This window comes from Stutzerimonas tianxiuensis, from assembly GCF_053470365.1.
This window is the reverse complement of sequence record NZ_JBPVWS010000021.1, coordinates 17,935-31,756: the sequence shown is the minus strand read 5'-3', so window position 1 is coordinate 31,756 and position 13,822 is coordinate 17,935. Positions and strand designations below refer to the sequence as shown.

Genomic DNA, 13,822 nt, shown 5'->3' with positions numbered 1-13,822 from the left:
AGAGCGCCTCCTCAGCTTCGCCTCCTTGACGCTTATCAATGCCTCCCACTGGAGGCCTACCTAGACTGCCGACTTTCCGTCCGGCCCGGACGGGCACCTTTGCCGCAGGCAGGGTGCGCATGATTCCGCATGTCTAGGAGTTGCCATGCACTTGGTCTGTCCAGCAGGTAGCCTGCCCGCGCTCAAGGCTGCCGTCCAGCAGGGTGCCGATGCCGTTTATGTCGGCTTTCGGGACGACACCAACGCCCGTCATTTCGCCGGCCTCAACATGGATGCGAAACAGCTCGACAAGGGGCTGCAGCTGATCCGCGAAAAGCGTCGCCAGCTCTATATTGCCGTCAACACCTACGCCCAGCCGCAAGGCTGGTCCCGCTGGCAGCGTGCGGTCGATCAGGCCGCCGACCTCGGTGTCGACGCGCTGATCGCCGCCGATCCCGGCGTGCTCGGTTACGCCGCCAAACACCATCCGCAGCTCAACCTGCACCTGTCGGTCCAGGGCTCGGCGACCAATGCCGCCGCGCTGGCCTTTTACCAACAGCGCTACAACATCAAGCGCGCCGTGCTGCCGCGGGTGCTGTCGCTCAAGCAGGTCAAGCAGGTCGCCGCCAGCAGTCCGGTGCCGATCGAAGTCTTTGCCTTCGGCAGCCTGTGCATCATGGCCGAGGGCCGTTGTCACCTGTCTTCCTACCTCACCGGCGAATCTCCGAATCTGTGCGGCGTCTGTTCGCCAGCCAAGGCGGTGCGCTGGAGCGAGGAGCTGGAAGGGCTGACTTCGCGGCTGAACAACGTGCTCATCGACCGTTATGCCGAAGGCGAATCAGCCGGCTATCCGACGCTGTGCAAGGGCCGCTTCATGGTCAACGGCGAGCGCTTCCATGCACTTGAAGAACCCACCAGCCTGAATACCCTGGACCTTATTCCGGAGCTGGCCAACATCGGCGTTACGGCGATGAAGATCGAGGGGCGGCAACGCAGCCCCGCCTATGTCGAGCAGGTCACCCGCGTCTGGCGCTCGGCGCTCGATGCCTACCTGCAGGCGCCGCAGCGTTATGCCGTGCAGCCCGGCTGGCGGGACGTCCTAGACGGCTTGTCGGAGGGCTCGCAAACGACCCTCGGCGCTTACCACCGGGCTTGGCAGTGAACCTCTTCAGCAAGGAGCAGATATGAAACTCAGCCTAGGCCCCGTGCTGTTCTATTGGGATCGCCAGCACACCCTCGATTTCTACGCCGACATGGCAGGCATGCCGCTGGATGTGATCTATCTCGGCGAAACCGTCTGTTCCAAGCGCCGCGACATGGGTCTGGACGACTGGCTCGGTCTGGCCCGCGAGCTCAAACAGCAGTCGACGGCGCAGCTGGTGCTGTCCGGCCTGGCGCTGGTCGAGGCGGCTTCGGAGCTGTCCAGCCTGCGCCGGCTCTGCGAGAACGGCGAGCTGCTGGTCGAAGCCAATGACGTGGGCGCCGTGCAGTACCTGTCCGAGAGAGGCCTACCCTTTGTTGGCGGTCCGGCGCTCAACCTCTACAACGGCCATGCACTGGCCGAACTGGTCAGCAGCGGCATGCAGCGCTGGGTGCCGCCAGTGGAAATCTCCGGGACCATGATCCGCGACGCGCGTGCGCAGTTGTCACAGCTCGGTGTCGCCATGCCGGAAATCGAGATCTTCGCCTACGGCCACCTTCCGCTGGCCTATTCGGCGCGCTGCTTCACCGCTCGCGCCGAAAACCGACCGAAGGATGATTGCCAGTTCTGCTGCCAGAACTATCCCGAAGGTATCCCGCTGTTGAGCCAGGAGGGCGAGGCGCTGTTCACCATCAATGGCATCCAGACCCTGTCGGCCTCGGTCAGCAATCTGCTGGCAGACTATCCGGCGCTGGTCGACAGCGGGGCCGAGCTGCTGCGGCTCAGCCCGCGTGCGTCGGGCATGATCGAGGTGGTGCAGGCATTCGACGCGGTGCGCAACGGCGGCCTGCCACCGCTCGCCGTCGACGGCTGCAACGGTTACTGGCATGGCCAGCCCGGCATGCTGCGCGCCGAGGAGGCCGGATTATGCTGAAGCCTCGGGCGCACCTGTTGAAACTCGGAGAGCATCTGTTGCCGCTGGCCGCGCGAACCCCGTTCGCGCTGCAACGTATCGCGCTGGAGCGCAGCCTCAATCAGGTCTTCGCTGAGCCCCTGGCTGATGATGCCTTCGAGGCACTGGAAGGTAACTGGATGCGCCTGGAAGTAGTCGACCTCAACCTGGCCTGGTGCCTGAGTTGCGATCGGCAGAAGTTGCGCATCGCCGAGCAGGCCCCGGTTCAGGTCACCATCCGTGGCAACTGGCGTGAATTCCTGCTGCTCGCCAGTCGCCAGGAAGACCCCGATACGCTGTTCTTTCGCCGCCGGTTGGTGATCGAAGGCGACACCGAACTAGGCCTGGCCATCAAGAACCTGATCGACAGTCTGGACTCGGACCTGCTGCCGCCATGGTTGTGGAAACTGCTGCAGGGCGCGGGAGAGGAAGTGGCGCTGGCGGGTCGTGCGCAGCCGGTCAGTGCCTGATCGAGCATTGACCGGTTAGGCCGACATCTCCCACCCAGTCGCCGCGGTGAGCCGCTACACCGAGTGCAGCTGGTGCCGCGGTTTCATCCGGTCGCTGGCGATGATGTTGCGCATGTCCTCGAACAGCGCATCGGCTTCGGCTTCGGAGCAGTCTTCGCGATAACGCTTGCGTAGACCGTAGCTGCTGAGGGTGATGTGAACGTTGGCAATAACGCCATGCTGCGCCAGGCAGGCACGCGCGCAATGCAGCGGACAGCCGTCGATGGCCAGGATCGCCCGGCCGGAGTTGGCCTTGTTGACCAGCGAGCTCACCCGGCCACCGACACCGGCGATGCAGGACATTTCTGCTAGGCCGGCACGGTCCAGACGCACTGCGAGGGTATTGGCCAGTTGCGCCACGTTGGAACAGCCCGAGCAGGCATACACCAGGGGTAGGCGAGGTTTGGACATGCTGTTCTCCCGATCTGTTAGGGCTAACGCCAGTATCCGCATCAATCCAGAAGTGGCCCATGACGGCCATCAAGAAGCTGGGGCAATCCGCCGCAGCTCAGTCCTGATAGGCGGCCAGGCCCTGGCTGTCGAGTATCTCGATACGCCGGCGCTGCACGCTGATCATTCCGGACTCGATGAGCCGGTGCAGGATGCGCGAAAAGGTCTCCGGTTGAATGCCCAGCTTGGACGCGATCAAGCGCTTGGGCACATCGAGGGTGACGACGCCGCTGTCATCCTCCTGCGATTGATAGAGAAAGCGCACCACGCGGTGGCTGGCGTTGGCCAGCGTCAGGGTATCGATCTCGTTCAGGCGCTGGTGCAGGCGGATGCTCAAGGTGCCAAGAATGTCCAGGCAGATGCTCGGGTGCTGCTCGAGCATGCGCCGGTAGTGCGGCCCGTGGAGACTGGCCACCAGGCTGGCTTTCAGGGCGGTGGCGCTGACCGGATAATTCGGCGCGCCGGTGAACAGCAAGGCTTCTGCGAACGACTCGCCGGCGCGGATTACCTCCACCAGTTTTTCCTGCCCGTCGCAGACCACGCGGTGCAGCTTCACCTGGCCGCTGAACAGAAAGTAGAACCGCTCGGCCTTGTCACCTTGATGAAACAGCGAGGCGCCCGCTGGCACGCGCTTGAGGTTGGCCGAGGCGCACACCTCCTGCAGCGCCGGCTCGGGCAACCGGCTGAACAGGTGGTGTCGGCGGAGGTCCGCAACAAGGGATGTTTCGGTCAACATGATTCCTCCGCCGGTACCTGTCCGGGATTGTTCGACGTTGCATCCTAGGAGCACGCATCACCCAGCTTCCTTGATCGCAGACAAGATCCTCGACCGTGAATGCCTCGGAGCCTGTTTTAAAAATACGGCAGAGGTGAATTGACGATGGTCAATTCGCTCTGCGTCGCTTTTTCCTAAATTCCACACCATCTAGTGCTTATCAAATTTTTAACAACTACATATGGTGATGGAGGCGTGATGCTGGGGCTTGGGGAAGTGGATCGGCCGGTTTCGTTGCGCAAGCGGGACGGGCGCCTGGTAGCGTTCGAACTGGACAAGATCGGTGCTGCGATCGAGGCCGCTGGCCTTGCGACCGGTGAATTCGAACCGGTCACTGCCCAGGCGCTGGCTGCTCAGGTCCTGGCGCGTATGCCGCAGCGGGTAGTGGCGGTCGAGCAGGCTCAGGATGCCGTCGAGCGTGTGTTGATGGAGGCGGGTTACTACGACACGGCGCGGGCGTACATCGTCTACCGCGAGCGTCATGGACGGCTGCGGCGCGATCGCAAATCACTGGTCGACGTCGCCTCGTCGATGAACGAATACCTCTCGCGCGAGGACTGGCGGGTACGCGCCAACGCCAACCAGGGCTACTCACTGGGTGGGCTGATTCTCAACGTGTCGGGCAAGGTCACTGCCAACTACTGGCTGGACGAGGTCTACAGCCCGGAAATCGGCATCGCCCATCGCGAGGGCGACCTGCACATCCATGATCTGGACATGCTCGCCGGCTACTGTGCGGGCTGGTCGCTGCGCACGCTGCTCAACGAAGGTTTCAATGGCATTCCAGGTCGGGTCGAGGCCGGGCCGCCGAAGCACCTGTCCAGCGCGCTGGGGCAGATGGTCAACTTTCTCGGCACCCTGCAGAACGAGTGGGCCGGCGCCCAGGCATTCAGCAGCTTCGATACCTACCTCGCGCCCTTTGTGCGCAAGGATGGCCTTGGCTTCGCGGAAATCCGCCAGGCGATTCAGGAATTCATCTACAACCTCAACGTGCCGTCGCGTTGGGGCACCCAGACGCCCTTTACCAACCTGACCTTCGACTGGGTCTGCCCGGAAGACCTGCGCGAGCAGATTCCCTACATCGGCGGCGAGGAAATGCCTTTCGCCTACGGTGACCTGCAACCCGAGATGGAGCTGATCAATCGCGCCTACATCGAGGTCATGCAGGCCGGCGACGGCCTGGGCCGGGTGTTCACCTTTCCGATCCCGACTTACAACATCACCCACGATTTCCCTTGGGATAGCGAGAACGCCGAGCGCCTGTTCGAGATGACCGCGCGTTACGGCTTGCCGTACTTCCAGAACTTCCTCAATTCGGACATGCAGCCCAATCAGGTGCGCTCGATGTGCTGTCGCCTGCAGCTGGATGTGCGCGAGCTGCTCAAGCGCGGCGGCGGGCTGTTCGGCTCAGCGGAGCAGACTGGCTCGCTCGGCGTGGTGACAGTCAACTGCGCGCGCCTTGGCTACCTGCACGCCGGCGACTGGACCGGCCTGATCGAGCATCTCGATGCGCTGCTGGAGCTGGCGCGGCAGAGCCTGGAGGTCAAGCGCAAGGTGATTCAGCACCACATGGATGCCGGGCTGTATCCCTACACCAAGCGATACCTGGGCACGCTGCGCAACCATTTCTCCACCATTGGCGTGAATGGGCTGCACGAGATGGTGCGCAACTACACCGAGGACAGCGAAGGCCTGCACACCGAGGCCGGACGGCGTTTGGCCGTCGATCTGCTCGACCATGTGCGGGAAGAGCTGGTGCGCTTTCAGGAAGAAACCGGCCACCTCTACAACCTCGAGGCGACACCGGCCGAAGGCACCACCTACCGCTTCGCCAAGGAAGATCGCAGGCGTTTCCCAGAGATTTTGCAGGCGGGCTCTGCCGAGGCGCCGTACTACACCAACTCGTCGCAGCTGCCGGTGGGCTTCACCGATGACCCGTTCGAAGCGTTGATGCTGCAGGACGAGCTGCAGACCAAATACACCGGCGGCACCGTGCTGCACCTGTACATGGCCGAGCAGATTTCCTCGGCGCAGGCCTGCAAGAACCTGGTGCGCACCGCGCTGGGTCGATTCCGTCTGCCTTACCTGACCATCACTCCGACGTTCTCGATTTGCCCGGTGCATGGCTATCTCAGCGGTGAACATGAGTTCTGCCCGAAATGCGACGAGGCGCTGATCGCCAAACAACAGAGCTGCTGCGTCTGAGCCTCTTGTGACTGGTGCGCGGTCGTTGCGCGCCCCGGCGTCAATGCGCATCGGACCAGCCATTAGGCGCCAGCTCGCAGCAATCACCGTTATCGACGCGTCAGCTGACGCATCGACCGGAGCTACAACAAATCATCCACCCCTGAAGGAGCGACACATGACTCAAACCACCCAACTGCCTGAAGCCCAACGCCAGCGTTGCGAGGTCTGGACCCGCGTCATGGGCTATCACCGCCCGGTCGCGGCATTCAATCCCGGCAAGCAGTCCGAGCACCGTGAGCGGACTCATTTCACCGAGCAGGCTGCTGGGTTGGCTCGCTAGCCATGGGCGCCGCGCTACGGGTCGGCGGCATGGTGCCGCTGACCACGCTCGATTTCCCTGATCACTTGGCCTGCGTGCTGTTCTGTCAGGGTTGTGGCTGGCGTTGTCGCTATTGCCACAACCCACAGTTGATCCCGACTTGTGGTGCCGAGGAGCGCGGCTGGGACGAGATTCTCGGCTTCCTCGACCAGCGTGTCGGCTTGCTCGAAGCGGTGGTGTTCAGCGGCGGTGAGCCAACCCTGCAGCTCGCCCTGCCGGACGCCATCGAGCAGGTCCGCGCCAAGGGATTCAAGATCGGTCTGCACAGCGCCGGCATCAAGCCGAAACTGTTTCGCCAGGTGCTGCCGCTGGTGGACTGGGTGGGCTTCGACGTCAAGGCGTTGCCCGAACATGGCCGGCTGATCACGGGCGTGGAAGGCAGTGGTGAGGCCAACTGGAAAAGTCTCGAAGCGCTTGTTGCGAGCGGCGTGGACTATGAGTGCCGCACCACCGTGCACTGGCAGCTGTTCGACGCTGAACGCCTGTGGGACATGGCGCAGCGCTTGCGCAAACTGGGTGTAGAACGGTTCGCCGTGCAATGCGTGCGCACCGCGCGGATGCTCGATGAATCTCTATCTGACAGCCGTGCGCCCTACGATCAGCAAAAACTCTGGGACCGCATGGGGCGGTTGTTTCCGTCGTTCGTTCTGCGAGGTTGAGTTCGTACCTAGTGGGCAAGCTCACTTCTGTAGGAGCGAGCTTGCTCGCGAACGGGCTTGTGCGCTCGCGCAGTCTGGGTGGGCTTCAGGCCACGAATCAGTGCGTAGGGTGGGCTTCAGCCCACCGTCGTCATTCCAAACGGAGCGAGCCGATCCAGCCGGGTAGGCTGCGCTTCAACTCATCGTCAAAAGCGAACGATCAGCTCCAGCCCCAGAACTGCAGATACCAGCCATAGCCAACCACCGCGGTCGCCAATCCAGCGCAACCGAAGGCGAGCAGCCGACGCAGGCCGTTAGCGCCGTAACGGCTGATCACCTTCCAGGCCAGATACAGACTCCAGCCAATCGCACCGGCCAAGAGCAGGGCGCGTGTCGGCTGCGCCCAGGCGAGGATGAAACCTTCGTAGCGCAGCAGTTTGATGGTGGTGGCTGAAAGGCCGAGAAACAGTCCGGCGCCGCCCAGCGGCGTGAGCGTCAGCGCCAGATGGTGGAACACCTCACCTCGGCGATTCATCAGGCGCACAGCACCTTGCAACAGCAGCCAGAGCGCGCCGCCGATGAGCAGCGAACTGGCGCCGATATAGGCAAGGATTGCCGCACCGTCGAGCCAGGTGAAGGCGTCGTTGTTCTGCGGGTAATGGGTCAGCAGCCACCAGGGTGCATTGGCCTCCAGCGGCCAGAAGATGTCGCGATCGACCAGCCACTCGGCGGCGGCCTGCTTGAGGCTGATGAACCAGGGGCTGACTGTCCATTGGAACGCGCCCATGGCCAGGCCGATCATGCCGAACAGCAGCAAGCTGCTGTCCCAATGGCCATGCTGCGCCTGGTTGCCGACGATGAGGATTTCCTGGTTCGGCGAGCGGGCGGCGAGGGCGACGGCGCCGCGCTGGCCACTGCAACGACCGCAGGCGTGACATTCACTGTTGCCCTGCATACGGCGGATGTCGATCAGCGGGGCGCAGTTGGGCGTGGCCAGTCGCGGCCCTTCGTTGGCCTGCCAGCGTTCTTCGTCGACCTTGTAATGCATCGGCGCCAGGCGGGCGAGCAGGCCGAACACGCCGCTGACCGGGCACAGATGTCGGCACCAGACACGTTTGCCGCGCCCATAGAGATAGCCGACGAGCATCGCCGCGACCGTTGAGCCGCCCAGGATCAGCGCGGCAGCCCGGCCGTAGTCGTAGACGCTGATCAGCTGGCCGTAGACGGTGGTCAGCACGAACGCAATGGTCGGCCAGCCGCTCCAGCGGATCCATTGCGGGGTGCGTCTGTTCAACCCGCGCCAGCTGATCCACTCGCTGAGCGAGCCCTCCGGGCAGAGCACGCCGCACCAGAGGCGACCGAACAGCACCATCGACAGCAAGACGAAAGGCCACCAGAGCCCCCAGAACAGGAACTGGGCGAACACCGTAATGCTGTCGAGCATGCGCGCTTCGGACGGCGGCAGCGACAGAAACGCCGGCACCAGCAGCAACACCAGGTAGAAGCCCACCACCAGCCACTGGATCAGGCGAATGGTCCTGGCATGCTGGCGCAGCAGGTCGCCGACGCGGGCCAGCCAAGGGGCATTGGTGATCATGCGGGGCTCGCCTCGAGACGGGCCTCCGTCTTCGGTCGCAACCACGCCCAGACGGCCAACCAGTAGAGCCCCATCAGGATGACCGCCGCCAGCGAGGGCATGGCGCGGTAACCGGTCAGCCCGGCAATGGTGCTGCCCAGGGTGCCGCCGTCATCGAGCAGGGCGGAGGTGTCCCACAGCGGATCGCCGAAGACCGTGTACAGCATCTCCGGAACCTCCATACCCATCAGCTGGCCGCTGAAGCGGTCTAGCCCACCCATCAACAGAGCCGCGCCGAGCAGCAGCAGCAGGGCTTCGCTGACCTTGAAAAAGTGCTTCCAGGAAAACAGCCGGCTGCCGGCCTGCAAGGCCGCGTAGCTCAGCAGTGCCAGTGCAAAGCCCAGCACACCGCCTATGACGAAGCTGGTCAGGTCCGCTCCGTCTTGCTGATGACCGATGCCGTAGAGAAACACCACCGTTTCGCTGCCTTCACGCGCCACGGCGAGCATCGCCAGGACCAGCAGGCCGATGCCGCTGCCCTGGCTGAGGTGCGACGCGGCTCTGTCCACCAGATTGCGCTTGAGGTCGCGGCCGTGGTGGTGCATCCAGCCGACCATCTGCAGGATCAGCAGCGCCGCAGCCAGCAGCATGGCGCACTGGAACCACTCACCGGCGGGACCGGCCAGCCAGTCGCCGGCGCTGAGAATGCCCCAGGCCAGCAGCGAAGCCAGACCCAGGCCGGCCACCACGCCGCCCCAGAGCATGCGCAGCGCATGGCGGTTGCCCGGCTGCTGACTCAGCCAGGCATGCAGGATGCCGATAACCAGCAGCGCCTCGACGCTTTCGCGCCAGACGATGAACATTGATTGGCCCATGTCGCTTCTCCTGTTGAGAGACTACTTGGCGATGATTTCGCCTTCCGGGAGGTCCATGTGGAACTCGTCGAAGAAGGGATAGCGGCCGGGTTTGAGGGGGTGAATCACGACAAACGAGGTGACGCCGGGCGAGAGCACCTTTTCCACCCGCAGGGGCGTGCTCTCGAACTCGGTCGGGCCATTGCCGGCATTGATGACGACGATCTTGAAGCGCTGGCGCGCCGGGACTTCAATGGTCGCCGGCTCGAAATGGCCGTCGCGAATGGTCAGCTCATACGTCGGCAACCCGGCCTGGGCGCCGCCGGCAAAGCCGGCAACGAGCAGGGCGAGGGCAGGAAGCAGGGCGCGTTGCATGCTCACCTCCGACTCAGTAACCACCTTTCTTGCCGATGCCGGCATAGGTGAACTCGTAGTTCAGCGTGCACTGCTCGAACCAGGGTGCAACGCCGGTTTCCTTGTCGACGTGACGGCCGAACATGGTGTGCTTGCCATCCTGCGGCGAGACGATGAAGGTCAGCTGGTACTTGCCTGGCCCCATCAGCTTGACGTTGTCGCCATAGTGCGGACCGTCATTGGCGACCATCGGGTGGAAGTCGCCTTCGATTTTTTCGTCCGAACCCTTCTTGCTCAGCGCATAGCGGATGTTCAGGTAGGAGACGAAGCTGCCTTCCTGCCAGCCGTTGCGGTTGCCTTCGGTGGCGGCGATGTCAGCCTCCAGGTGCACGTCGGATTTGGCAGCATCGAGCATCATGCCGGCGGGCTCCATCTCGACCGGTTGCAGGTAAACGGCGCCGACTTCCATGCCACCGCACTGCTGCGGTTCACCGATGGGGTATTCCTTGGCCTGAGCGAGGGGAGCGAGCAGCAACGAAGCGATGGCGAGGGTTGCGGGAATGCGCATGAAGCCTCCGAGGAGAAGCGATGAATGACGTGGAGAGGTTCGCACCTGTGATGCTTAACGATAATGATTCGCGTCAATTTTGAATGAAATACTTTGTAACGTATACCCTCGATTGCAGCTTGTCGTTGCGTCTGATCGAGCGCCAGGCCGCGTCTCTAGGGGCTTTTAAGCCCTTTGTGCGTTGAGTTGTCACACCCGGTTCGAGCGCTCAGTCGACGGCAATCTGTTCGCTGCAGCTGCGACGGGTGGATAACGCTGCAGACGATTTAAAGCTGCGAGGCAGATCGATAGCGGCCTACCATATGCACTTTCGGAGTCGGGGAATTTCATGACTCAAGCTGTACTGGATGCCAGAACCGCCCGTGTACTGCCCTGGCTGGTCGCTATCGCATTCTTCATGCAGACCCTGGATGGCACCATTCTCAATACCGCATTGCCGGCGATGGCCCGCGACCTTGCTGAAGATCCACTGCGGATGCAGGGTGTGGTCATCGCTTACATGCTCACCGCGGCTCTACTGATTCCGGCGTCGGGCTGGGTAGCGGATCGTTTTGGGACTCGGCCGGTTTTCTTTTCCGCTATCGTGCTGTTCACGCTGGGTTCACTGCTGTGTGCGATGAGCACCAGCTTCAACCAACTGGTGATGTCGCGTGTGGTGCAGGCGGTTGGGGGCGCGCTGATGCTGCCGGTCGGACGGCTGGTGATACTGCGGGCCTACCCGCGCAGCGAGTTTGTCCGGGTGATGACCTTCATCGCGCTACCGGGCATGGTCGGGCCTCTGATGGGGCCGACGCTCGGCGGTTGGCTGGTCCAATATGCGTCCTGGCACTGGATCTTCCTGATCAATCTGCCGGTCGGGCTGATCGGCTGCATCGCTGCCTTTCGTTTCATGCCCGACCTGAAGAGTGCCGAGCGCATGCGCTTCGATACCGTCGGCTTTCTGCTATTCGGCGGCGCCATGGTGCTGATCACCATTGCGCTTGAAGGCCTCGGCGAGATGCAAATGCCCCACGCCCGCGTGATGTTGTTGGTAGCTATTGGCGGTGCTTGCCTCGCGGCCTATTGGTTGCGCGCCGGTCACATCGACAAACCGCTGTTCAGTCCGACGCTGTTCCACACCCGCAGTTTTGCCGTTGGCATCTTTGGCAACCTGTTCGCGCGATTGGGCAGCGGGGCATTGCCGTTCCTGCTGCCATTGCTGCTGCAGGTCGCGCTGGGCTACTCCCCGTCGCAAGCGGGCATGACCATGATTCCGTTGGCGCTGGGTGCGATGTTCATCAAACCCTTGGCCAAGCCGCTGATCGACCGCCTCGGCTATCGGCGTATCCTGATCGGCAACACACTGCTGCTGGGCAGCCTGATCGCCAGTTTGGCGACCATCGACGGGCAGACTTCGACTGTGTTGTTGCTGCTGCACCTGAGCCTGATCGGCATGGTCAATTCCATGCAGTTCACGGCGATGAATACCGTGACGCTGGTGGGGCTCAGCAACCAGAACGCCAGCAGCGGCAACAGCCTGCTATCGGTGGTGGTGCAGTTGTCGATGAGCCTGGGTGTCGCCTCGGCCGGTGCCCTGCTGGGCGGCTTTACTGTGCCGGGTGCGGATGGGACGGCGTTGCTGGAGGCGTTTCACCTGACCTTTCTATGCATCGGGGCGATGTCGATGCTGGCCGCATCGTTGTTCTTTCAGCTGGACAGCAAGCAAACCATGGCCGCTCGACACATAGACACTGAGTGACCGAACCTCGGATCAGCCGATGCAAAGCTCGGCTTCTTCCTCGTCCTCGGGGATCTCATCGGTGACGATCACTCGCGCGTGGTGGCTGGTTTCCTCCTCCATGCGCAGGCCGAAGTAGCGGTTGTCATACGCATCCCAGAATGCTTCGACCTGCTCCATTGTGGCGGCCTCAAGGAGTACCTCCAGGCTGTGCTCCAGAACAATGGTGTAGAGTTTTTCGGCAGACATGATTAGCAGGCTCGTGCTCGATTCAAGAGGCGGCTGCTCCTCTGCAGCCGTGATGTCATTCTGACAGCTGAAGAGCCTTTGCAAGCTTCCGCTCATCGCCTGAAAAGAGATTCCCGCTGAACGGTTGGCCGATTTGGAACTGTTTGGATCGGGCAGATCCGGCCCATGTTCTGTTCAGCCAGACCGCGAGTCGCGCATCGATGTGTCGTTATTTGCGACATAGGGGTTCGCTTACAGGTCACTGCTGAGGTCTCCTCTCACTTAGCCTTCTGGCACGCAGCACTAGGTATGCCACCGCTGGGGACACCCTTGGGACCCTCATTGAGTTCGCCCAAAACCCGCTGCCTTTGTTTACCTGTACGAGTAAACATTATCGACCTGTAAGTTGTGGCGACATATTGTTTAGCCATCGCCGGATATGCCGGTGGCAACAGAAGGATTTGATCTATGGGAACAATGGGGACGTTCTGGATGGTGACGGGAGGTTCGCTTTGCGCTGCGCTGGTGTTGGCCATCATTCTGTGGCTTCAGTGGTTGCAGCTCAGGCAACACAAGGTGGAACTCGCCGTGCTGCGTGATCTGCTAAAGGGGCTCGGTGAGATCATCCAGCGTCTGGAGCACGAAAAGGCCGAGCTTAGCGCAGGCCTGCGAGCGGAAACGGGGCAGGTCGAGTTGCTCAAGCGGCAACTGAGTCAGCTACGTGGATGACTCAGTCTGCTCGCGTTCTTTGTGTTTTACCCCTGAGGGCTGTGTTCCGCCTGCTCGCAGTACTGCCGGTAGCTTTCTGATAAGTCGGACGGGCACACACCACACTGGCGATTGCCAGGAACCGCGTGATCGATGAACTTCGGATACGGCAGATCCAGCTCCGCCATGATCGTTCTGAATTGCTCCAGCGATACGGCTTCGCCCAGTCGCGGGTTGCGTCGCTTTTCCTGGGCGATGGTCGATACGCGGCGGTCATGGTAATCGTGGGCGGGATAAACCAGGGTGTCGTCCGGCAAAGCGAACAGCTTGCCTCTGACACTGTGGAACAGATCATCCGCACTGCCGTTCTGGAAATCGGTCCTGCCGCAGCCGCCTATCAACAGTGCATCGCCACTGAACAGTCGATCGCCGAGCAGGTACGCGAAATGCCCGTCCGTATGGCCCGGCGTATGCAACGGCGTCAGCTGCAGGGTGCCGACCTCAAACGGAGTGCCTTCCTCGATGCCTACGTCAGTACAGGTCAGCTTGTCGATGGCCGGGCTGGCGATACGGCAGCCTGTCTTCCGTTTCAGCTCCAGCGCGGCGGTGATGTGATCGGCATGTACGTGCGTGTCGAGCGTGAACGCCAGCTTCAAGCCCAGGCCGGCCAACTCGGCCAGATCGCGATCCATCGTCGAAATGACCGGGTCGATCAGCACTGCTTGTCCGGTATCCTTGCAGCCCAGCAAATAGGTGTAGGTGGAGGAAACGGGCTCGAATAGCTGGCGAAAGATCATCGTCTTCTCC

General features: G+C 62.3%; 16 protein-coding genes. 8 read left to right on the top strand and 8 right to left on the bottom strand.

The window, feature by feature from the left end; translation table 11 throughout:
* Positions 1-145 precede the first annotated feature (145 nt).
* Genes ubiU through ubiT form a run of 3 tightly spaced genes read left to right on the top strand, consistent with a single transcriptional unit; the run spans position 146 to position 2,542 of the window.
* Positions 146-1,141: a ubiquinone anaerobic biosynthesis protein UbiU gene (gene ubiU, locus ACSSNI_RS20415; RefSeq protein ID WP_200638428.1), complete on the top strand. Its 996-nt coding sequence runs from the start codon at positions 146-148 to the stop codon at positions 1,139-1,141.
* Between the two features lie 22 nt (positions 1,142-1,163).
* Complete coding sequence (locus ACSSNI_RS20410) at positions 1,164-2,054, top strand: U32 family peptidase (protein ID WP_200638429.1); 891 nt, start codon at positions 1,164-1,166, stop codon at positions 2,052-2,054.
* Entirely contained in the window at positions 2,048-2,542 is a 495-nt protein-coding gene (gene ubiT, locus ACSSNI_RS20405; RefSeq protein ID WP_200638430.1) for a ubiquinone anaerobic biosynthesis accessory factor UbiT, read from the top strand. Before ACSSNI_RS20410 ends, ubiT begins: the two co-directional genes overlap by 7 nt.
* Positions 2,543-2,596: 54 nt before the next feature.
* Here the strand turns inward: ubiT and ACSSNI_RS20400 are convergent, their stop codons facing one another.
* Both ACSSNI_RS20400 and ACSSNI_RS20395 read right to left on the bottom strand, forming a co-directional pair.
* Positions 2,597-2,992: a putative zinc-binding protein gene (locus tag ACSSNI_RS20400; RefSeq protein ID WP_200638431.1), complete on the bottom strand. Its 396-nt coding sequence runs from the start codon at positions 2,990-2,992 to the stop codon at positions 2,597-2,599.
* A 97-nt stretch (positions 2,993-3,089) separates the two neighbouring features.
* The gene (locus ACSSNI_RS20395; protein ID WP_200638432.1) at positions 3,090-3,767 is read right to left on the bottom strand and encodes a Crp/Fnr family transcriptional regulator; all 678 of its coding nucleotides are present in this window, start codon (positions 3,765-3,767) and stop codon (positions 3,090-3,092) included.
* A 237-nt stretch (positions 3,768-4,004) separates the two neighbouring features.
* Between ACSSNI_RS20395 and ACSSNI_RS20390 the strand changes: the two genes are divergently transcribed.
* From ACSSNI_RS20390 to ACSSNI_RS20380, 3 genes are all read left to right on the top strand, one after another.
* On the top strand, positions 4,005-6,011 hold the full coding sequence (locus ACSSNI_RS20390) for a ribonucleoside triphosphate reductase (RefSeq protein WP_200639752.1): 2,007 nt from the start codon (positions 4,005-4,007) through the stop codon (positions 6,009-6,011).
* A 157-nt stretch (positions 6,012-6,168) separates the two neighbouring features.
* Positions 6,169-6,333 carry an anaerobic ribonucleoside-triphosphate reductase gene (nrdD, locus tag ACSSNI_RS20385; protein WP_045430017.1) on the top strand — a complete coding sequence of 55 codons (165 nt, stop codon included), beginning with the start codon at positions 6,169-6,171 and terminating at the stop codon, positions 6,331-6,333.
* A 2-nt stretch (positions 6,334-6,335) separates the two neighbouring features.
* A complete protein-coding gene (locus ACSSNI_RS20380) occupies positions 6,336-7,031 on the top strand; it encodes an anaerobic ribonucleoside-triphosphate reductase activating protein (protein WP_148926783.1) in 696 nt (231 codons plus the stop codon).
* A gap of 199 nt (positions 7,032-7,230) precedes the next feature.
* Here ACSSNI_RS20380 and ACSSNI_RS20375 read toward each other — a convergent pair whose 3' ends face one another.
* Genes ACSSNI_RS20375 through ACSSNI_RS20360 form a run of 4 tightly spaced genes read right to left on the bottom strand, consistent with a single transcriptional unit; the run spans position 7,231 to position 10,362 of the window.
* Positions 7,231-8,607, bottom strand: a complete 1,377-nt coding sequence (locus ACSSNI_RS20375; RefSeq protein WP_200638433.1) for a 4Fe-4S binding protein — start codon at positions 8,605-8,607, stop codon at positions 7,231-7,233.
* Positions 8,604-9,461, bottom strand: coding sequence for an FTR1 family iron permease (locus ACSSNI_RS20370; RefSeq protein WP_200638435.1), 858 nt, complete (start codon positions 9,459-9,461; stop codon positions 8,604-8,606). Before ACSSNI_RS20370 ends, ACSSNI_RS20375 begins: the two co-directional genes overlap by 4 nt.
* A 21-nt stretch (positions 9,462-9,482) precedes the next feature.
* Complete coding sequence (locus ACSSNI_RS20365) at positions 9,483-9,815, bottom strand: cupredoxin domain-containing protein (protein ID WP_073301263.1); 333 nt, start codon at positions 9,813-9,815, stop codon at positions 9,483-9,485.
* Between the two features lie 13 nt (positions 9,816-9,828).
* Entirely contained in the window at positions 9,829-10,362 is a 534-nt protein-coding gene (locus ACSSNI_RS20360) for an iron transporter (protein WP_200638437.1), read from the bottom strand.
* Between the two features lie 328 nt (positions 10,363-10,690).
* On the opposite strand from ACSSNI_RS20360, the gene mdtD reads away from it, so the two are divergent.
* Positions 10,691-12,100, top strand: a complete 1,410-nt coding sequence (gene mdtD / locus ACSSNI_RS20355; RefSeq protein WP_200638439.1) for a multidrug transporter subunit MdtD — start codon at positions 10,691-10,693, stop codon at positions 12,098-12,100.
* Between the two features lie 12 nt (positions 12,101-12,112).
* Here mdtD and ACSSNI_RS20350 read toward each other — a convergent pair whose 3' ends face one another.
* Positions 12,113-12,328: a hypothetical protein gene (locus ACSSNI_RS20350; RefSeq protein WP_029404662.1), complete on the bottom strand. Its 216-nt coding sequence runs from the start codon at positions 12,326-12,328 to the stop codon at positions 12,113-12,115.
* Positions 12,329-12,775: 447 nt separating this feature from the next.
* Here ACSSNI_RS20350 and ACSSNI_RS20345 point away from each other — a divergent pair, with 447 nt between their 5' ends.
* The gene (locus ACSSNI_RS20345; RefSeq protein WP_306109790.1) at positions 12,776-13,036 is read left to right on the top strand and encodes a hypothetical protein; all 261 of its coding nucleotides are present in this window, start codon (positions 12,776-12,778) and stop codon (positions 13,034-13,036) included.
* Positions 13,037-13,062: 26 nt separating this feature from the next.
* Here ACSSNI_RS20345 and ACSSNI_RS20340 read toward each other — a convergent pair whose 3' ends face one another.
* Positions 13,063-13,812 carry an MBL fold metallo-hydrolase gene (locus ACSSNI_RS20340; protein ID WP_200638441.1) on the bottom strand — a complete coding sequence of 250 codons (750 nt, stop codon included), beginning with the start codon at positions 13,810-13,812 and terminating at the stop codon, positions 13,063-13,065.
* Positions 13,813-13,822 lie beyond the last annotated feature (10 nt).

Coding starts and splice junctions, on each gene's coding strand:
- ACSSNI_RS20360 (WP_200638437.1), bottom strand. CDS start 10,362: ATGCGCATTCCCGCAACCCTCGCCATCGCTTCGTTGCTGCTCGCTCCC.
- ACSSNI_RS20380 (WP_148926783.1), top strand. CDS start 6,336: ATGGGCGCCGCGCTACGGGTCGGCGGCATGGTGCCGCTGACCACGCTC.
- ACSSNI_RS20345 (WP_306109790.1), top strand. CDS start 12,776: ATGGGAACAATGGGGACGTTCTGGATGGTGACGGGAGGTTCGCTTTGC.
- ACSSNI_RS20375 (WP_200638433.1), bottom strand. CDS start 8,607: ATGATCACCAATGCCCCTTGGCTGGCCCGCGTCGGCGACCTGCTGCGC.
- ACSSNI_RS20395 (WP_200638432.1), bottom strand. CDS start 3,767: ATGTTGACCGAAACATCCCTTGTTGCGGACCTCCGCCGACACCACCTG.
- mdtD (WP_200638439.1), top strand. CDS start 10,691: ATGACTCAAGCTGTACTGGATGCCAGAACCGCCCGTGTACTGCCCTGG.
- ACSSNI_RS20410 (WP_200638429.1), top strand. CDS start 1,164: ATGAAACTCAGCCTAGGCCCCGTGCTGTTCTATTGGGATCGCCAGCAC.
- ACSSNI_RS20350 (WP_029404662.1), bottom strand. CDS start 12,328: ATGTCTGCCGAAAAACTCTACACCATTGTTCTGGAGCACAGCCTGGAG.
- ACSSNI_RS20390 (WP_200639752.1), top strand. CDS start 4,005: ATGCTGGGGCTTGGGGAAGTGGATCGGCCGGTTTCGTTGCGCAAGCGG.
- ACSSNI_RS20340 (WP_200638441.1), bottom strand. CDS start 13,812: ATGATCTTTCGCCAGCTATTCGAGCCCGTTTCCTCCACCTACACCTAT.
- ACSSNI_RS20400 (WP_200638431.1), bottom strand. CDS start 2,992: ATGTCCAAACCTCGCCTACCCCTGGTGTATGCCTGCTCGGGCTGTTCC.
- ACSSNI_RS20370 (WP_200638435.1), bottom strand. CDS start 9,461: ATGGGCCAATCAATGTTCATCGTCTGGCGCGAAAGCGTCGAGGCGCTG.
- nrdD (WP_045430017.1), top strand. CDS start 6,169: ATGACTCAAACCACCCAACTGCCTGAAGCCCAACGCCAGCGTTGCGAG.
- ubiU (WP_200638428.1), top strand. CDS start 146: ATGCACTTGGTCTGTCCAGCAGGTAGCCTGCCCGCGCTCAAGGCTGCC.
- ACSSNI_RS20365 (WP_073301263.1), bottom strand. CDS start 9,815: ATGCAACGCGCCCTGCTTCCTGCCCTCGCCCTGCTCGTTGCCGGCTTT.
- ubiT (WP_200638430.1), top strand. CDS start 2,048: ATGCTGAAGCCTCGGGCGCACCTGTTGAAACTCGGAGAGCATCTGTTG.